Below are 18206 nucleotides of genomic sequence, written 5' to 3'. Positions count from 1 at the left end.
TATCCTGCGGTCAATTATTCTAGAAATCCTATTCTATAGAGTCAGGAAAAGCGTAAACCACCCCACTGAATAAGGTGCGTCAGATAGAAGATATCTGTTTTTTACCAAATTATCGGGTCTGACGCACCCTACAAACTACTCTCTGCGCCTCTGCGCCTCTGCGTGAAAAAAAATCATAAAGGATATTACTTCCCCTTACCAGATTTAAGAGATAACAACATCTCCATTTGAGTCATGGATTTACTAGGACTATTAACAGTCACACCAACACCACGAATAGAATCAAGAATAGCGGTAGCGTCCGCAGGTAAAGGTTGACTTTGAGCGGATACACGCTGAATTATGGTTTTGGTTTTGTCCATATCTAAATAGAAATAACCACCGTTGGGTTTTTGTAAAGAACCTGTAACAGTTTTAAAGGTATCACTTTGATTAAGTGCTGCACCTTTGCGATTTGCTAGTGTTTCCGCAACGGGTCCACCAATAGCCACAAATGCTGTATTATCATTGAGCCAACCATGTGCCACGAGAGCGCCTTGTTGGGGGATTTGCCATTCTGTGACATTTTTACCACCAATGTTTCTTTGAGCGACATTGAGAGATTGCTGTTTGGCTAAATTATCGAGTTTGGTGAAGGTAGCTTCGGCAGTTTTGCGATCGCTCGTATCCAATACTAACGCACCTCCAAAACCCACATTAGCTAATAAACCTTGATTAGATTGAATTGCACCTAAACCAAACTCACCATTCATCCAGCCAAAAATATCTTTATCTAAATCAATTTGCAGAGCTTTTAGTTGAGTCCGCGCTTGTTGAATTCCTTGATTTAATTCGGGATAATCTTTAGATTGTTCCACAAAAGTTTCCCAGCTTTTACTAATACCTTGTCCACTAGTTAAAGCCAAAGTTTCACTAGGAAATTGTCCCACAATCTTGGCGGGAGTAGCTTGATATTGGAATTTATTTAGTTGGGGATCTAAATTCACAATTGCTTTTAATCGCAAGCCGTCATCATCTATTCCCACCCCTGCTGTTAATGATTTCACTTGCTTAATTTGTGCGAGAGTTTGTGGGGGTAATTGTTTAGATTGAGGATTAAATGCCGTTAATTGTTGAATCATATTGGCATAATCAGGGACATAAATTTGCGCCAAACCATTCTTAACATCCACACCTTTGCTCAGAATATCATTTGCACCTTCTTTAGTGACAAAAGAAGGTTCGCCTTTATAGGTATCAATCGCTTTTTCTACAGCTTGTTTATTGGATGTTAAAAGCAAATAGTCATTATTCACAACCGTTACATAAGTCGGTTGACCTTGACCTGTAGATTCGATAATTTTTTGACCTTTGTAGTCAGATTCCTGAATTTTGACGTTTTTTTTGTCTTTCAACTTATTTGCAAATTTCAAAGCAGCTATTTTATCTTTAATCCCGACCACCAACAAATAATTTGGTGCTTCGGATGCGCGAAAGTTGTCCTGAGATACTTTCTTTGCATCTGGTGGTAGTACCGCAATCATCATTCCACCAACCCAAGGTTTAATATCTGCTTCGTAGGATATCTTACTATCATTCAACATTTGTTGATTGAAGTTCTGGAACTCTTTACCTAGTAACTTCCGCGCTTCCGGTGTACCAAACTGCTGCAACTTATTCCAAGATTCAGGATTAGTGTCAATATAAGTTGCCATTAATGCAGTTGCAGGTACTAATTTAGCACTACCTAAAGGGCTAGAACTATTCGTACCACCCTTGAGGTACATATAAGCTGCTATGCCCCCTGCTATAATTACAGCAGTACCAATTACAGGGATTAAGAACGATGGTTTTTTTGCAGACACTGGTAAATACTCCTTATTGGTGTAAATGATATAACAGATTCAATGAAATGCTCATTGGTGGTTGGGGAAATTTATCTAGGCAAAAATTCATTAAAAGAACTATATTTTGAGGATTTTGTCAGTTTCGTTGATATCAGTGGATATTGCACATTGAGTATAAAAAGGTTGGGCATACTCGACTCCTAGATACAGTTTACAATTAAGTGCTGAAAAAACTTAATGCTCATGAATTCTCATGTTTGAATTCTTTTTTATCGCTAATTTCCGCTATTTTCACGGTATTTACTGATATAATCGGAAATCTATGATATTTTATTCCTTTGAAAACAATAGTCAATTTGTCACCTCCCAGTTATTCTAAAACTATATGGAAAATTAGTAGTATTTGTAATCAATAATTATGGATCACGGATGAATACCCTCTGGAACAGAGGCAGAGAAGAGTTACATACTTAAATTCTTAAGTGTGACAACAGTAGCTAAATCAGCTTTGTCAATCTGTAGATTCAGGTAGTGCCGACGTTACCAGAATCAAACAGGCAAAAAATGTCATACTACGCTACACTTCTGTATTTGTATGACTTACATCCCATTAAATGTTTTAGGATTAGAAGGCTAGAAATAATAAATGTTGCAGTTTTATTTTGATACTGAAAAAACCGGACATAAGCGTTTTGAATTACCGGGGGCAAAACCACACTATAACCCTGACCGACCTGGACAGGTAGAACATATTTTTCTGGATCTGAATTTGGATATCCCGAACCAAAGTTGCTACGGAAGTTGTAGTATTCGCCTATTGCCAGTGCGGAATGGGATTGATAGGTTGACTTTGGATGCTGTCAATTTGAAAATTGAGTCAGTACAGGTAAACGAAGTTACACAAAAGTTTGAATATGATGGCGAACAGCTTTGTATTTACCTATCACAGCCTACAGAAATTGGTCATCGTTTGTTAATTGCGATCGCCTACGCAGCCGAAAAACCCCAACGGGGTATTTACTTCATCCAACCAGACAAACACTACCCCCACAAACCCACCCAAGTCTGGACACAAGGAGAAGACGAAGATTCTCGCTATTGGTTTCCTTGTTTCGATTACCCTGGACAGTTATCAACATCAGAAATTCGCGTCCGCATTCCTCAACCCTTAGTTGCTATCTCCAACGGTGAACTCATTGACACCGTAGAAGAGGCAAAATACACAACCTACCATTGGTCCCAACAACAAATTCATCCTACCTATTTGATGACACTGGCAGTAGGCGATTTTGCCGAAATTCGGGACGAGTGGCATGGTAAAGCTGTTACCTACTACGTCGAAAAGGGACGAGAAGCAGATGCTAAACGTAGCATGGGCAAAACTCCTCAAATGATCGAATTTTTGAGCGAAAAGTATGGTTATCCCTACGCTTTCCCCAAATATGCCCAAGTTTGTGTAGATGATTTTATTTTTGGAGGTATGGAAAACACTTCCACCACTCTCCTCACTGACCGTTGTTTACTAGATGAACGGGCAATATTAGATAATCGCAATACCGAAAGTTTGGTTGTCCATGAACTCGCACACCAATGGTTTGGAGATTTGGTGGTGATTAAACATTGGTCTCATGCTTGGATTAAGGAAGGGATGGCTTCCTATTCGGAGGTAATGTGGACTCAACGGGAATATGGCGACCAAGAAGCTGCATATTATCGGTTGTCGGAAGCGCGGAGTTATTTCAGTGAAGATAGTAGTCGCTACCGTAGACCAATGGTAACTCATGTTTATCGGGAAGCGATCGAACTTTACGATCGCCACATTTATGAAAAAGGATCTTGTGTTTATCACATGATTCGCGCAGAATTGGGCGATGAGTTATTTTGGCAAGCTGTGCAAACTTTTGTTCAAGATAACGCCCACAAAACTGTAGAAACGATAGACTTATTAAGAGCGATTGAAAAAGCCACAGGACGCAATTTAGCTTTCCTGTTTGATCAATATGTCTATCGTGGTGGTCATCCTGACTTTAAAGTAGCTTATGCCTGGGATGGTGACGCAAATTTGGCGAAGGTGACTGTCACCCAAACCCAAGCTAAAGCCGATAGTAAGGATTTATTTAATCTTAGGATTCCCATTGGTTTTGGATATAAAGAAAATCCCCAACTCACAACTTTTACAGTTCGAGTCCATGAAAAAGAACAAAGTTTTTACTTTCCACTAACACAAAAGCCTGATTTTATTAGCTTTGATGTCGGCAATAATTACTTAAAAACTGTCAAATTAGAATACCCAATTTCCGAATTAAAAGCCCAATTAGAATTTGATCCTCATCCTATTTCCCGCATTTATGCAGCAGAAGCTTTAGCGAAAAAAGGCGGATTAGAAGCGACTCTTGCCCTATCCTCAGCTTTGAAAAATGATCCTTTTTGGGGTGTACGGGTCGAAGTTGCCAAAGAACTGGCAGAAATTCAGTTAGATCAAGCTTTTGATGGTTTAGTCGTTGGCTTAAATGATCCTAGTCCCTTTGTGCGGCGGGCGGTAATTAGTTCTTTGTCACAAATTAAAACTCATAACAGCTACAAGGCTGTGAAAAGTTTTGTCCAAGATGGCGATGCCAGCTACTATGTAGAAGCTGCGGCTTGTCGAACTATTGCCACCATAGCAGCAGCGCATTTAGAAGATAAACCCCATGAAGACAAGGTAATCAAGTTACTTAAATCTGTCTTAGAAGAAAGGGCAGGTTGGAATGAAGTTGTCCGTAGTGGGGCTGTAGCTGGTTTGGCTGAGTTCAAATCTTCAGAAACGGCTTTAAATTTACTCCTGGAATACACGAAAGCTGGGATACCGCAACCATTACGCCTGTCCGCAATTCGCGCAGTGGGCAAAATATCCACTGGTCAAACTCCGGCTAATATAGAAAGGATTTTAGATCGGTTAGCGGAAATTGCCAGAGAGACTTTCTTTTTAACCCAGGTAGCCGTTTTAACAGCCTTGGGACAAATGGAAACACCAAAAGCCATTGGTATTTTGCAATCTTTAGCCAATCAAACCGCAGATGGGCGAGTCCGTCGCTATGCTGAAGAGGAAGTTAGTAAGGTGCAAAAGAACATCGGCACAGACAAAACTCTGAAGCAGTTACGTGAGGAACTTGATCAAATCAAACAGCAAAATCAGGAATTGAAAAGCCGTTTGGAAAATCTGGAAGCAAAATCAAAGTAAGTATGACTTAGGCATTGTAGTGAGGTGAGGGTAAAGCAAAAGCTTATTGGTGTCAACTTAACGTAAAACATCTATCCCGCAAAGAACTCAACTCGTCTCATTCCCAGTCGAGACTGGGAATGAATTCTAGAAGGCTCTGCCTTCAATGATATTAGAGGCAGAGCCTCATCAACTGCATTCCTAGTCAGAGACTAGGAACGAGATGTGGTAGGGATTTGAGCTTAAGTTGACACCTATGAAGCTCTTGCTTTACCCCTACACAATAACCCAACCTACTTAACTGCTTTCGTCGCTACCAGTAAAGATTGTGTAAAAGCAGCATATCCCTGTGGACAGCCAGTTTTGATTATTGCCAAATCAATCTGTTTACCTAAGTTCCAGCGAATTTGTAGCGATCGCTGATTGCTAGTATCTTCAGATAAATACGTTGATTGAGAAATTGCATTCTCCAAAATATCCTTTGTATTGTCTAAATGCTCTAAATTTTCCAGTTTTTCTAACTCTACACCTAAAATAGTTGAAACAGTTTGGGTATCAGCAAGTAACCAAGTCTCAAAATTTCTAATTGCTAAACCTCCCGCAGAGCGATCGCTAATTTGTTTTTCGTTAATATCTAAGTAGGTTGGTGTTGAAAATTGTCGTTATGGCAAGGCAAAAGGCACTCATGCAAGAGGCAAGAGTGAAGAGGGTTTGGGCGATTTTACATTTCTTTACACAGTTTGGTTTTATTGTGTTCACCTACTTAAATGATTATCACGAATTTTATTTAAAGCTCGTTCTAAATCAATTTGTCTTTGTTCTAGTTTATCATCAGCATCAACCACAATGATGATCATGTCTACATCCTCTGGTTTCCACAAAATAACAATTTGCGCTAGATATTTGATATCTAAAATTGAATGTCCAGTTCGTAAAGTCCGTTTTTGACTTTCTTTAATAGATGGATGTCTTTGAATAAAATCACAATCAGGCAATCCAGCATTTTCTAATTCTCGTCTAATTAAGGTATGGAGTGCGCCTTCATTGTTTCTTTCAATAACTTTCCCCCCATCTTCTGGTTTAATGTAAGGAATACTTGCACCCAATTCTGCTTCTCCTTCGGCAATTAGCCCAATCCGAATCCGACGGCTGATAACATCTGGTTGCAAATAAATTGGCTTTTGGGTTGTTTTTATGGTGACTGAGGATTCATTGATGATAACTCCCGGTTCGCCCATTTAAAATCGAGTTACAAAAAAGCTGAACGATTTAATCAGGGTTTTCGGCTTTGATAAAAATGTACTACCCTACAGACTTTATGCGATCGCATAAAAATAGAGTTTTAGCGCCGGATGTGGTAGTTCAAGCTAAATTTCGGGAAATCGCTAAAACCATTACGACACCTGGATTTCTTGTTTTTTTGGCAATTTCTCGAACTCCAAAAAAAATGAGCGAACCGGGAGTGATAACATTAGATATATTATAGGTATTGTAGAAGTTTAGCAATGCTTATGGGTGTTAAATTAAGTTTTCTTTATGTAGATGCGGTTTCCAAACGACAGAATAATCTTTATTTAATCAGCAAGAAACATAATCATGGTACAATCACCCCTAAAACTAATTACAGCTAATGAATTTATTACTCAGTATGGCGACAGCGATCGCTATGAACTTATTGATGGGGAATTAATCGAGATGGAACCAACAGGACCCCATGAACAGGTATCATCATTAATTGGGCGAAAACTGAATGTAGAAATTGATCATCAAGACTTACCATACTTTATCCCCCATCGCTGCTTGATCAAACTATTGGGAACAAACACAGCCTTTCGTCCCGATGTGATTGTATTAGACCAAACCCAACTAATCAATGAACCATTATGGCAAAAAGAGCCTGTAATTACATCAGGAAAATCAATTAAACTAATTGCTGAAGTCGTCAGCACAAACTGGCAAAATGATTATGCTCGCAAAGTTGAAGATTACGCCCTATTAGCTGTTCCTGAATATTGGATTGTAGATTATTTAGGCATTGGTGGTAGAGAATATATTGGCAAAATCAAACTGCCAACAATTACAATTTGTACATTAGTAGAAGACGAATATCAAAAGCGATTATTTCAAAACAATGATCAATTGCTTTCCTCAATCTTTCCCAACTTGCAATTAACAGCAAAACAAGTTTTTGCGTCCGGGGGTATTGTTACTATGTAATTTCTCTTTTATACTAATTTTTTTTGAAACTGCACAGAATAATCATCCATATTTATCTGTGTTTATCTGCGTTCATCTGCGTTCAATTATCATAATTAAAAAATAGGTGACAGAAAGCCAGAAACACAATCAGTCACCCATTCGCCGACATTACCTATTTCTGCTTTGCTCCAGCTTTTGCAGATTTAGCGGCTTTTTTAGCGGCTTTTGCGGCTTCTGCTGCTGCCAATTCCGCCAGTTCTTTTTCTTCAGCTTTCTTATCGAGATAGTAGTGATAATCGCCTAAGTAAACATGAAAATCACCATCACGAATTTCGACAATTTTGTTAGCTACTTGGGAGATAAAATAACGGTCGTGGGAAACTACAAGGACAGTACCATCATAGTTTTGCAAAGCCTCTTCCATCATTTCCTTTGCCGGAATATCTAAGTGGTTGGTAGGCTCATCCAGGATGATTAAATTTGCTGGACGTAATAGCATTTTTGCCAATGCTAATCGAGCCTTTTCACCTCCACTCAATGCCGCAACTTTCTTAAATACAGTATCACCAGTAAATAAGAATCTGCCTAACAATGTGCGGACTTCTTCGTTTGTCCAGTTGGGAACTTCGTCATGGATGGTTTGCATGACGGTTTTATTTAAATCCAAGGCTTCCGCTTGGTTTTGTTCAAAGTAACCAGGAATCACGTTGTGATCACCTAATTTCACAATCCCTTCTGTGGGTGGTTCAACACCCATCATAATTTTTAACAGTGTGGACTTACCTGCACCGTTGGGACCAAGGAAGGCGATTCTGTCTCCTCTTTCCACCAGCAGATTTGCAGATAAAAACAGAATTTTATCCCCATAAATATGGGTTAAGTCCTTAATTTCCACTACTTCTCTACCGCTACGAGTGGCATCAGGAAAACGGAAATGTAGGGTTCTCATTCCTCCTGTCGGTGCTTCAATGCGTTCAATTTTATCAAGTAGTTTTTCTCTACTTTTCGCTTGGGTACTGCGAGTAGCACTGGCACGGAATTTTTCTACAAATGCCTGTTGTTTTTCTAATTCTTTTTGTTGACGTTCGTAAGCGTTGAGTTGTGCGTATTGATTTTCGGCTTTTTGTTGCAGGTAGGATGAGTAATTACCCAGGTAAGAACTAGAAACACCTCTTTCTGTTTCAACGATTTGGTTACACAGACGATCTAAAAATTCCCGGTCATGGGAAACTATGACCATTGGGGTAATTAAACCTCTGAGGTAATTTTCTAACCATTCAATAGTTTCTAAATCTAGGTGGTTTGTCGGTTCGTCCAGTAGTAATAAGTCGGGTTTTTGCAGGAGGATTTTTCCTAAACTCATCCGCATTTGCCAACCACCGGAGAAGGCACTAACTAGGCGATCGCTATCTTCTAGTTGAAATCCCATCTCTGGTAATATCTTACCAATCCGTGAGTCTAAATTATATCCATCCAAAGCTTCAAACTGACGCTGTAACCGATCTAACTCATGAATTAGCTCATCTAACTCTTCTGGATTAGCTGTTTCCATCTCATGAGGGATATGAGCTAAAGCCTTCTGCACTTCATTAGCTTCTTTAAATACAGTCCAAAATTCTTCTCTAACTGTACGAGTGGGGTCAACCTCAAATTCTTGGTTAAGATAAGCTATATGTAGACTGGCGGGACGAATAATTTCTCCAGCGGTGGGTTCAATCTCCCCAGAGATGATTTTCAATTGGGTGGATTTTCCCGCACCGTTAACACCAACTAAACCAATACGATCTCCTGGTTTGACTTCCCAGTTGACATCTTTAAGAACTTCGCCTGTAGGATAAATTTTACTGATATGTTCTAATCGCAGCATGAAGCGTCTCGTAGGTAGGGGACAGGGGGCAAAGCTAACGCCGTATCTAATCTTAACAAAATTTAACGCCATATTTACAATTTTTTGGCTATAAACCTAAATTCTTTCCTCGATTCAGGAGGTAGGGGCGCAGGGCCTGCGCCCTTTGTCAGAAGAAGACAGAATAAGAAAGACAGGATTTGCCGGCAAGTATTTTAGGTTACACCTGAGACATTTTTTCTAATTTTTAATCAGAGGACTGTTTAAGAATTTATGGTTTATTGTCAGCTTTTATGCGGAAATAATTTATTAATCAAAGGTTCTGACCACTTGATTCTCTTGATTTAGGTTTTATACTTGCTAATTCTCAAGTTTATTGACAGTTTAACAACAAATTAATACTGATTTTCTGAGATAATCAAGATAGCAAGGTAACAATAATTAACATCTTGAATTAATAAAAATAGTTGAGAATAAGTAGGTTGGCGTTGAAAATTGTCGTTATGGCAAGGCAAAAGGCAAGAGGCAAGAGGCAAGAGTGAAGAGGGTTTGGGCGATTTTACGTTTCTTTACACAGTTTGGTTTTATTGTGTTCACCTACTTATATCTAGTTATGTTGACAATTTGAACTATAGCAGTATGCACTTGGATGAGATCCAGAATATACAATAAAAGCCATAAAGTAAGATACTTCTGACTCCTGACTCCTGCTATCTTGTCAAAAATTATCATAGTGAACTCAATTATTGTCAATGAGGAAAATATGCACACAGTTATTCTCGTTTTGGTTGAAGTATTAATTGTGATTGGACTCTCTCGACTTGTGGGACTGGGATTCAAAGCAATTAAACAACCATTGGTAATCGGCGAGATTTTCGCTGGTATCATGCTTGGTCCATCATTATTTGGTTTAATTGCTCCTGGTTTAGCTCATAGCCTGTTTCCACCAGAAACCATGCCTTATTTGAATGTTTTATCGCAAATAGGGCTAATATTTTTCATGTTTCTGATTGGGTTGGAATTAAATCCCAAGTATCTGAGTGGTAACTTAAAAACTGCCATTCTCATTTCCAATCTCAGTATTATTGTTCCCTTTGCTTCGGCTTTTGTATTGTCTTTCGTCCTTTATCCCTTAGTTTCTAGTAATCATGTCAATTTTGCCCCCTTTGCCTTATTTTTAGGGGCGGCGATGTCAATTACTGCCTTTCCGGTGTTGGCGAGAATTATCACCGAAAATAACTTACAGGGAACTCGTTTGGGGACATTAGCCTTAACTTGTGCGGCAGTAGATGATGTGACAGCCTGGTGTATTTTAGCAGTAGCGATCGCTGTCGCTCGTCACGGTAGCATTGATCAACAAGCTATTCTCACCATTATTGAAAGTATTGCTTATATTGGCTTCATGTTCACAATTGGGCGATGGTTTCTCAAACGTCTGAGTAAACATCATCGTCGGGCTGGGCGGTTGAGTCAATTCGTTCTGGCTGTAATTTATATGGGAGTTGTCTCCTCCGCCTTAATTACTGAATTTATCGGTATTCACCTAATTTTTGGGGCATTTTTATTAGGCGCAGTCATGCCCAAAGATGAAGAGTTAGTCAGAGAATTAGCGATCAAAACTGAAGATTTCGTCCTTATATTTTTGTTACCAATATTCTTCGCCTACAGTGGTTTAAAAACACAAATTGGTTTGCTTAACAGTCCTCATTTATGGCTATTGTCAGCCTTGATTTTATTAGTAGCAATTGGTGGTAAATTTACTGGTGCTTATATAGCCGCTCGAATTAGTGGTATTGACAAACGGGAAGCATCAGCCCTGGGTTGGTTGATGAATACTCGCGGTTTAACCGAATTAATTGTCTTGAATATTGGTTTAGAGTTAGGCGTGATTACCCCCTTACTTTTCACCATGTTAGTAATTATGGCTTTGGTGACAACATTCATGACTTCACCATTACTGGAATTTACTTATCCGAAACGCCTGATCCGATTAGATGTTGTTGAACCAGAAGCTGAAATCCCAGCAGAAGCCGTACCAGTCCCCAGCGAACCTTATATTACCCAATATCGGATGTTAGTCCCAGTGGCTAATCCCGCTACCCAAAAAGGTTTGTTACAGTTGGCAACTGCGATCGCCGTCAACAACCGACAACCTGCTGTAGTTTATCCCCTCAGCTTCATTGAACTCGAAGAAGACTATGGTTTTGAAAGTACCCCAACGGAAGCCGACAGACTTATTGCCGAACGTCGCCAAAAACTAGAAGAATTAATCGCTACCCTAGAACCACCAGAAACACGCTCCTATATCCATCCTATAGTTCGCATATCTAGCAATGTTGCCAGAGAAACAGCACAGATAGCCAAAATTGAACAACCAGATTTAGTTCTCGTCGGTTGGCATCGTCCAGCTTTTAGCAACAATCGGTTAGGGGGAAGAGTCGGACAAATTCTCAGTACCACACCGGTAGATGTCGCCGTATTTGTAGATAAGGGAGGCAACGCCATTGAAAGTTTATTAGTTCCCTACTCCGCCAACATCCATGACGATTTAGCATTAATTATCGCTTTGAGAATGCTGATTAATCGGGATACTTGTATTTTACAAGTTTTACAAGTCTTTAAAGGCACTCACATCCAAGAAGAATTAAGTTATGAACTCAACGCCATGATTGAGCGATTACCACAAAGTGTGCGCGATCGCATTGAAATCAAAAGCGTTACATCCCCAGAACCAATCCAATCCGTAATTGCAGCCTCCGAAAATGTTGATTTGACCATTGTTGGTACTAGCCGTCTGTGGGGAATTGAACGCCAAACCCTGGGAAGATACACAGATCAACTCGCCATTCAATGTCGTTCTTCATTACTCATTACCCGTCGTTACAGTCAAGTTACCTCACACCTTACCGCCCTCCTACCAGCAGTTAATACCCAAGAAATCACTGATAATTCCTAACTATTCTCATGGTTGAGCTTAGGTGCTTTTAATTTGCATTCATGGATAAGTTACGGAACAAATAAATTATCCATATCTTTTTAACGCACCTTTGCAAAAAAAAAGAAACTCTATGCAATTTTGACCGCACGAGTCGCTTATTTTGATTCACCAATGCCGCGTTTAGTAGCAATGATAGATTATTTCTTATAGTATGTATTGATAAAATCAATGGTTTATTTCAATATATTTTTGATACTTTGTAGCAAGGCTTTACTCAAGTGTGGTAGTATAACCGCCAAGGGTGTGTAACCCTGGTGACTTGACAAGAATATCAATATTTTACAGTAATATACTTTTCCTACTTAATAGCAAACCGTTAGTTAACTGTGGTAAGTAATTGAACAAAAATATTTACAGTCATTGCGAGCGAAGGGAAGCAATCACAACCCTTGGAATTGCTTCATTTCACTTCGTTCCATATGGCTAACGCCACGCAACGCTTACGCAATGACATTGTGTAATTAATTCTGTCTTACTACTTAATTTAACCTGTTGTTTTAGTTCAAACCTCGAAAAACATCATTTATTTTATGAACTTTTTAATTAATTCCGCGCTAACCTTAGCTTCTAATCAACTTAAATATTTTTCTCGTTTAAATAACTTCTGGCAGGTTTTTGATACTGCTTTTGGTACACAATACAACCGCAGCCTTGCGGAAATTCTCCGGTTACAGTGGGAAACTGGGGATTTTAGTCAACTTCCCCAAATAGAAGTTCTCGATAGTAGTATTCTTGGCAGTGCTAATGGCGCTTATGCTAGTAGTGAGAATAGGATTTATTTATCAAATACCTTTGTTGCTAGTGCCTCTTTAGCAGCTATTAGTGGGGTGTTGTTAGAGGAAATTGGGCATTTTGTAGATGCTAAAATTAACCAGACGGATAGCGCTGGAGATGAAGGGGCGATTTTTGCTGAATTGGTACAGGGTTACAGTCTGAATACTCAGACCTTGAAGGCTTTGAAGGCCGAGGATGATCACGCGACGATTACGGTAAATGGAGAAGTTATTCAGGTAGAACAGCAGAATTTTACGGGTACGGCGGGTAATGACACGATTATAGGTACTACGAGTAATGATTTTATTTATGGTTTAGCTGGCAATGACACGATTAATACTGGATTAGGTGATAGTGACTTTGCCGATGGAGGAGCAGGAGATGATTTACTAATTGTTGATTACTCCATTGGTGATACTGGACGTGGGATGACCTTATCTACCGGAGTAGCTACAGAAGGATTTCAGGGTGTAGCTTATCGACTCAATGCCGCAGGTAACGCTACTTTAGACAGAGTTGATTTCTCTGGGATTAATCGGTTTCAGGTTACTGGGACAAGTCAAAATGACAATATCAATACTGCCAGTGGCAATGACACGATAAATAGTGGTGCTGGTGATGACAATATTGATGCGGGTGCTGGTGATGACAATATTGATGGTGTTAATGGAGCAAGTCTGACTCCCGGATTAGGAGAAATAGATAGCCTCACAGGTGGAACAGGAAGCGATCGCTTTATCTTAGGAAATGCTACCAAGGTTTATTATGATGATGGCAATAATCTAACTAATGGTAGTAGCGACTATGCCAACATTACCGACTTCAACATTGCCAACGGAGATATTATTCAACTGCAAGGAACAAGCAGTAATTACCTGCTGGCTGTTGTCGGTGCAGACACTCAAATATTAATCAACAAGCCAAATACAGAACCTGATGAACTTATTGGTATAGTCCGAAATCAAACAGGTTTGAGTCTAACAGGAACTTATTTTAGCTATGTTTTTGATAATACTCCGCCGACCAACCAAGCGCCCACCAACATCACCTTAAATAACAGCACAATTGCCGAAAATCAACCCATTAATACAGTGGTTGGTAATTTCACCGCCATAGACCCAGATGCAGGAAACACTTTCACCTATACCTTGGTAAGCGGTACGGGAGACACGGATAATAATGTCTTCACCATTACCAATAATGAACTCAAAACCAACTCTGGATTTGACTATGAAACCAAAAACAGTTACAGCATTAGAGTCAAAACCACAGACCAGGGTGGGTTATCCTTTGAGAAACAATTAACTATTGGTGTAACTGACGTTAACGAAGTTCCAGTTATTACCAGTCCTACCACCGCAAATTTTGCGGAAAACGGCACAGGAACAGTTTATACCGTTATAGCTACAGACGTAGATGCGGGTACACCTTTATATAGTTTGTCTGGTACTGATGCTAGTCTCTTTAATATCAGCAACGGTGATATTACTTTCAAAAATGCTCCTAACTTTGAATTACCTAGTGATAGCGGTGCAAATAACGTTTATGATATTAACGTTATCGCTAGTGATGGTTCATTAACCGCCACACAAGCGGTAGCTATTACCGTCACCAACGTTAACGAAGTTCCTAGCAATTTGACTCTCTCCAATAGCACAATTGCCGAAAATCAAGCTATTAATACAGTGGTTGGTAATTTCACCACCATAGACCCAGATGAGGGAGACACTTTCACCTATACATTGGTAAGCGGTACGGGAGACACAGATAATAATGTCTTCACCATTACCAATAATGAACTCAAAACCAACTCTGGATTTGACTATGAAACCAAAAACAGTTACAGCATTAGAGTCAAAACCACAGACCAGGGTGGGTTATCCTTTGAGAAACAATTAACTATTGGTGTAACTGACGTTAATGAAACTGTTGCCAATCTAAGTATTTCTCCTAGTAATGTAACTCAAACAGAGGGAAATTCAGGTACAAAAGCCTTTACCTTCACTGTTACCCGCAGTGAAGATACCAGTGGTAGCAGCAGTGCTAATTGGGCAGTAATAGGGTCTGGTACTAACCAAGCAGATGTTACGGATTTTGGTGGAACCCTACCAACTGGTACGGTGGGTTTTGCAGCAGGTGAAACCACTAAAACTATCATAGTAGATGTGTTAGGAGACACCACTGTTGAGCCGGATGAAGGGTTTACAGTTACCCTTTCCAACCCCACCAATGCTACCATTACCACTGCAACTGCTGTAGGAACTATTACCAATGATGATAATAATAATCCGGGATCAATTCAAGGGTTCAAATGGAACGACATCAACGGTAATGGAGTCCGAGAGGATTTAATTCAAGGTGATTCTCCCAATATAGTTTTTGTAATTGATGTTTCTGGTAGTACACGTAGTCCATTTCAAGGGATACCTGTGGGAGATGTTAATAATGATGGCACACCAAATACCATACTAGATGCTGAAATCGCCGGATTTATTGCCTTAAATAATAGCTTAGTCAGTAAAGGATTAGGTTCTACAGCTAAGGTCAGTATTGTCAGCTTTGAAAGTAACGCCTATCAACTGGATATGGAGCCAAACATCAGCGGGGTTCAATTGACTACGAATCCAGAAACAGATAGCAACAAAAATGGTACTAAAGATGTCGAAGAAACCTTACGTTCTCTTAGGTATTTAGGCGGAACTAACTTTGAAATAGCGTTACAGAAAGCTGCCAGCACTCTGACAAGTATAGGAACAACTACTGGTAATGGAAATGTAATTTTCATTTCCGATGGTGAAAATGATCCGCAGTTTATTTATACAGATGAAGTTTCTGCCTTACAAAATGCGGGAGTCAAGCTATCAGCTTTTGGTGTGGGAACCGGTGCAAGGATCGACAATCTCAAATTAATTAATTCCAATGCTAGTATTTTTACCAGTACTGATCAATTATTGGGGGTTTTTAATGGGTTAGGTAGTGGAACACGAAGCTTCAAAGAGCCTGGACTAAGCGGAGTAAGTATTTACCTGGACTTAAATAATAATGAGGTTTTGGACATAGGAGAACCGAATCAAGTCACGGCTCTTGATGACCCCAGTACCACCAATGACGAAGCAGGGCAGTACAGCTTTACTAATCTCCAGCCAGGAACTTACATTGTGCGAGAGGTTGTTACCAGCAGTTTCAGTCAAACATTCCCTAACAGTCCTAACTATCACACAGCTGTCGTTGCTTCAGGTCAAACTGTTAATAATATCAACTTTGGTAATACCACCCCTTCACCTATTACCCTAAAGATCGAGCCTCAAAGTGTAACTGAAGATGGCACAAATAATCTGATTTATACTTTCACTCGCAGTGGCAATTTGATTAATGCCTTAACCGTGAATTATAGCGTTGCTGGTACAGCTATTTTTAATACGGACTACAACCAAACTGGTGCAGCAAGTTTTACAGCAACAGGTGGAACAGTTACCTTTGCTACTGGTCTTAGTACCGCTACAGTTATGATTGACCCCATAGCTGACACCACAGTAGAAGGGGATGAAACAGTGGAGTTAACTTTGGCTCCTGGTGCTGGTTACATCATTGACACCACCAGTGCATTCAAAGCGACAATTACCAATGACGATCGCACCCTCACCCCCATTACTGATTATGCACCCAACGTGAATATATCCACGGGTTTGATTTTCAGTACCAATGGCGGAGGAAATCTGTCTTTAGACACAAATAGACTATCCGCGTCTAATGAAGTGACCAGTGTCCAAAATGGAACAAAGTCCAATTTCAACCACTTATTTGGAATATATGAGGTTGTGGATGCTGAAGGAGGAATTAATACTGAGAAAGGGGTATTAAAACCGGGAGATAGCGATTATGCGCTTTACGCTCTCACCGCTGCTAGAGTCAAGGACTTTATAGTGCAAGCAGGTAGTAGCGATACTCCCAGCACCGCTACACAATTAGGGTCTGGTGTGTCACTTCAAGGTAATAAGTTTTATGCTCCTTTTGTTATTGCTAACTGTGGAACTTACTTCCCCAATTTACAACAGGGAGTAGAAGATTTCGTCGCTGCTGAAAACGGAGACGTAAACCGGTTTGCCAATGCACCTAAATATGTCCGAGACCTTGTTGCTACGGAAGCAGGTAATGAGTTCAATAATGCACCTAGATTCCTACAGGAACCTGTAGCCTATTTTAGCTTTGGGTCAGCTAATCCCGATAAATCTCCCCACCTCCGTTCCTATGGTAATGGGGTCTATGGATTTGAGGATTTACCCGCTACCGCTACCCAATATTCCAACAATGATTTCAATGATGCGGTTTTTGCTCTTTCTTAAACTTGAGGTTGTTGGTTTCTCAACTTCTCCATTCCCGGATGGGGAAGTTCAAACTCTGTGGATGTGTTAGTATATTTGGCTCTTCGGTACTTGTTATGCTAAACCGAGAAATTGAGAGAAGGGAACAGGGAACTCTTAACTGGGAACAGGGGAAAAATTTTAATTTTCTAGTTTTTTAATAAGACTAATAATCATTCTGCTTTCTTCTTTTAATAAATTAAGAATCATTTCTACATCTTTTTCTGAACATAATCCTACTCGGTGAGTTGAAGAAGGAGTCACCGAGTCAGTAGCCAGGAGTCAGAATCAATCAGTCGAGGATTCAACCCACATTCAGCAGGTGTTTTTTGAATTTTCGGAATTATCCATAACTCAATGATAACAAGGCTTTCAGACAATGACACGCAATTCTATATTAGAGCGATCGCAAGCTCAAATCGAGCTTATTGAGAATACTGTCAATAAATTAGTTGGTTTGAGATTAAATTCATTGAATACCGACCTAGATAGCAAAAAGCATGAAATAGTTATTATGATTGGGTTTTAGCTGTTTTATGAAATTCTTTTTTTCACAAAATAACCTGCTGGGAAAAATATTTTGGGTATATTTACTCATGCCGAATATGGGATTGAAATCAAAACTGTCACATCCCCAGAACCAATCCAAGCCGTAATTGCTGCCTCGGAAAATGTTGATTTGACCATTGTTGGTACTAGCCGTCTGTGGGGAATTGAACGCCAAACCCTGGGAAGATACACAGATCAACTCGCCATCCAATGTCGTTCTTCATTACTCATTACCCGTCGTTACAGTCAAGTTACCTCACACCTTACCGCCCTCCTCCCAGCAGTTAACACCCAAGAAATCACTGATAATTCCTAACTATTCTCATGGTTGAGCTTAGGTGCTTTTAATTTGCATTCGTGGTATAAATGTAAAAATCGGGGTTGTAAACATTCTGTACTTGGTTCGGGTTTAAGCTCAACTAAACGGTGTCCATCAATCAATATATACAAAACA

The 18206-nt window shown here is 39.8% G+C and carries 10 protein-coding genes and 1 pseudogene; 7 read left to right on the top strand and 4 right to left on the bottom strand.

The annotated features are described in order from the left end of the window. Positions 1–185: 185 nt before the first annotated feature. Positions 186–1844 carry a DUF3352 domain-containing protein gene (locus tag AA650_RS14830; protein ID WP_053539595.1) on the bottom strand — a complete coding sequence of 553 codons (1659 nt, stop codon included), beginning with the start codon at positions 1842–1844 and terminating at the stop codon, positions 186–188. A gap of 628 nt (positions 1845–2472) precedes the next feature. Between AA650_RS14830 and AA650_RS14825 the strand changes: the two genes are divergently transcribed. Next, positions 2473–5046, top strand: a complete 2574-nt coding sequence (locus tag AA650_RS14825) for a M1 family metallopeptidase (RefSeq protein WP_053539594.1) — start codon at positions 2473–2475, stop codon at positions 5044–5046. 272 nt (positions 5047–5318) lie between these two features. Here AA650_RS14825 and AA650_RS28725 read toward each other — a convergent pair whose 3' ends face one another. Then, positions 5319–5498, bottom strand: a complete 180-nt coding sequence (locus tag AA650_RS28725; protein ID WP_234413193.1) for a hypothetical protein — start codon at positions 5496–5498, stop codon at positions 5319–5321. A gap of 282 nt (positions 5499–5780) precedes the next feature. Further along, positions 5781–6263, bottom strand: coding sequence for a hypothetical protein (locus AA650_RS14815; RefSeq protein WP_234413192.1), 483 nt, complete (start codon positions 6261–6263; stop codon positions 5781–5783). 59 nt (positions 6264–6322) lie between these two features. Between AA650_RS14815 and AA650_RS14810 the strand changes: the two genes are divergently transcribed. After that, positions 6323–6511: a hypothetical protein gene (locus AA650_RS14810; RefSeq protein ID WP_053539593.1), complete on the top strand. Its 189-nt coding sequence runs from the start codon at positions 6323–6325 to the stop codon at positions 6509–6511. A 110-nt stretch (positions 6512–6621) separates the two neighbouring features. Next, positions 6622–7242 carry a Uma2 family endonuclease gene (locus AA650_RS14805; RefSeq protein ID WP_053539592.1) on the top strand — a complete coding sequence of 207 codons (621 nt, stop codon included), beginning with the start codon at positions 6622–6624 and terminating at the stop codon, positions 7240–7242. Positions 7243–7396: 154 nt separating this feature from the next. Here the strand turns inward: AA650_RS14805 and AA650_RS14800 are convergent, their stop codons facing one another. Next, positions 7397–9091, bottom strand: a complete 1695-nt coding sequence (locus tag AA650_RS14800) for an ABC-F family ATP-binding cassette domain-containing protein (RefSeq protein ID WP_027401786.1) — start codon at positions 9089–9091, stop codon at positions 7397–7399. A gap of 742 nt (positions 9092–9833) precedes the next feature. Between AA650_RS14800 and AA650_RS14795 the strand changes: the two genes are divergently transcribed. From AA650_RS14795 to AA650_RS14785, 4 genes and pseudogenes are all read left to right on the top strand, one after another. Then, entirely contained in the window at positions 9834–12026 is a 2193-nt protein-coding gene (locus AA650_RS14795; protein ID WP_053539591.1) for a cation:proton antiporter, read from the top strand. A 572-nt stretch (positions 12027–12598) separates the two neighbouring features. Continuing rightward, positions 12599–17185: a cadherin domain-containing protein gene (locus tag AA650_RS14790; RefSeq protein WP_053539590.1), complete on the top strand. Its 4587-nt coding sequence runs from the start codon at positions 12599–12601 to the stop codon at positions 17183–17185. 397 nt (positions 17186–17582) lie between these two features. Further along, on the top strand, positions 17583–17732 hold the full coding sequence (locus AA650_RS28015) for a hypothetical protein (RefSeq protein ID WP_160289994.1): 150 nt from the start codon (positions 17583–17585) through the stop codon (positions 17730–17732). Positions 17733–17813: 81 nt separating this feature from the next. Then, positions 17814–18068 (top strand): annotated as a pseudogene (locus tag AA650_RS14785) (cation:proton antiporter); the annotation flags it as partial. Positions 18069–18206: the final 138 nt, after the last annotated feature.

This window comes from Anabaena sp. WA102 (assembly GCF_001277295.1).
Classification (GTDB): domain Bacteria; phylum Cyanobacteriota; class Cyanobacteriia; order Cyanobacteriales; family Nostocaceae; genus Dolichospermum; species Dolichospermum heterosporum.
The sequence above is the reverse complement of the archived record's forward strand: the minus strand, read 5'-3'. Positions and strand labels throughout refer to the sequence as shown.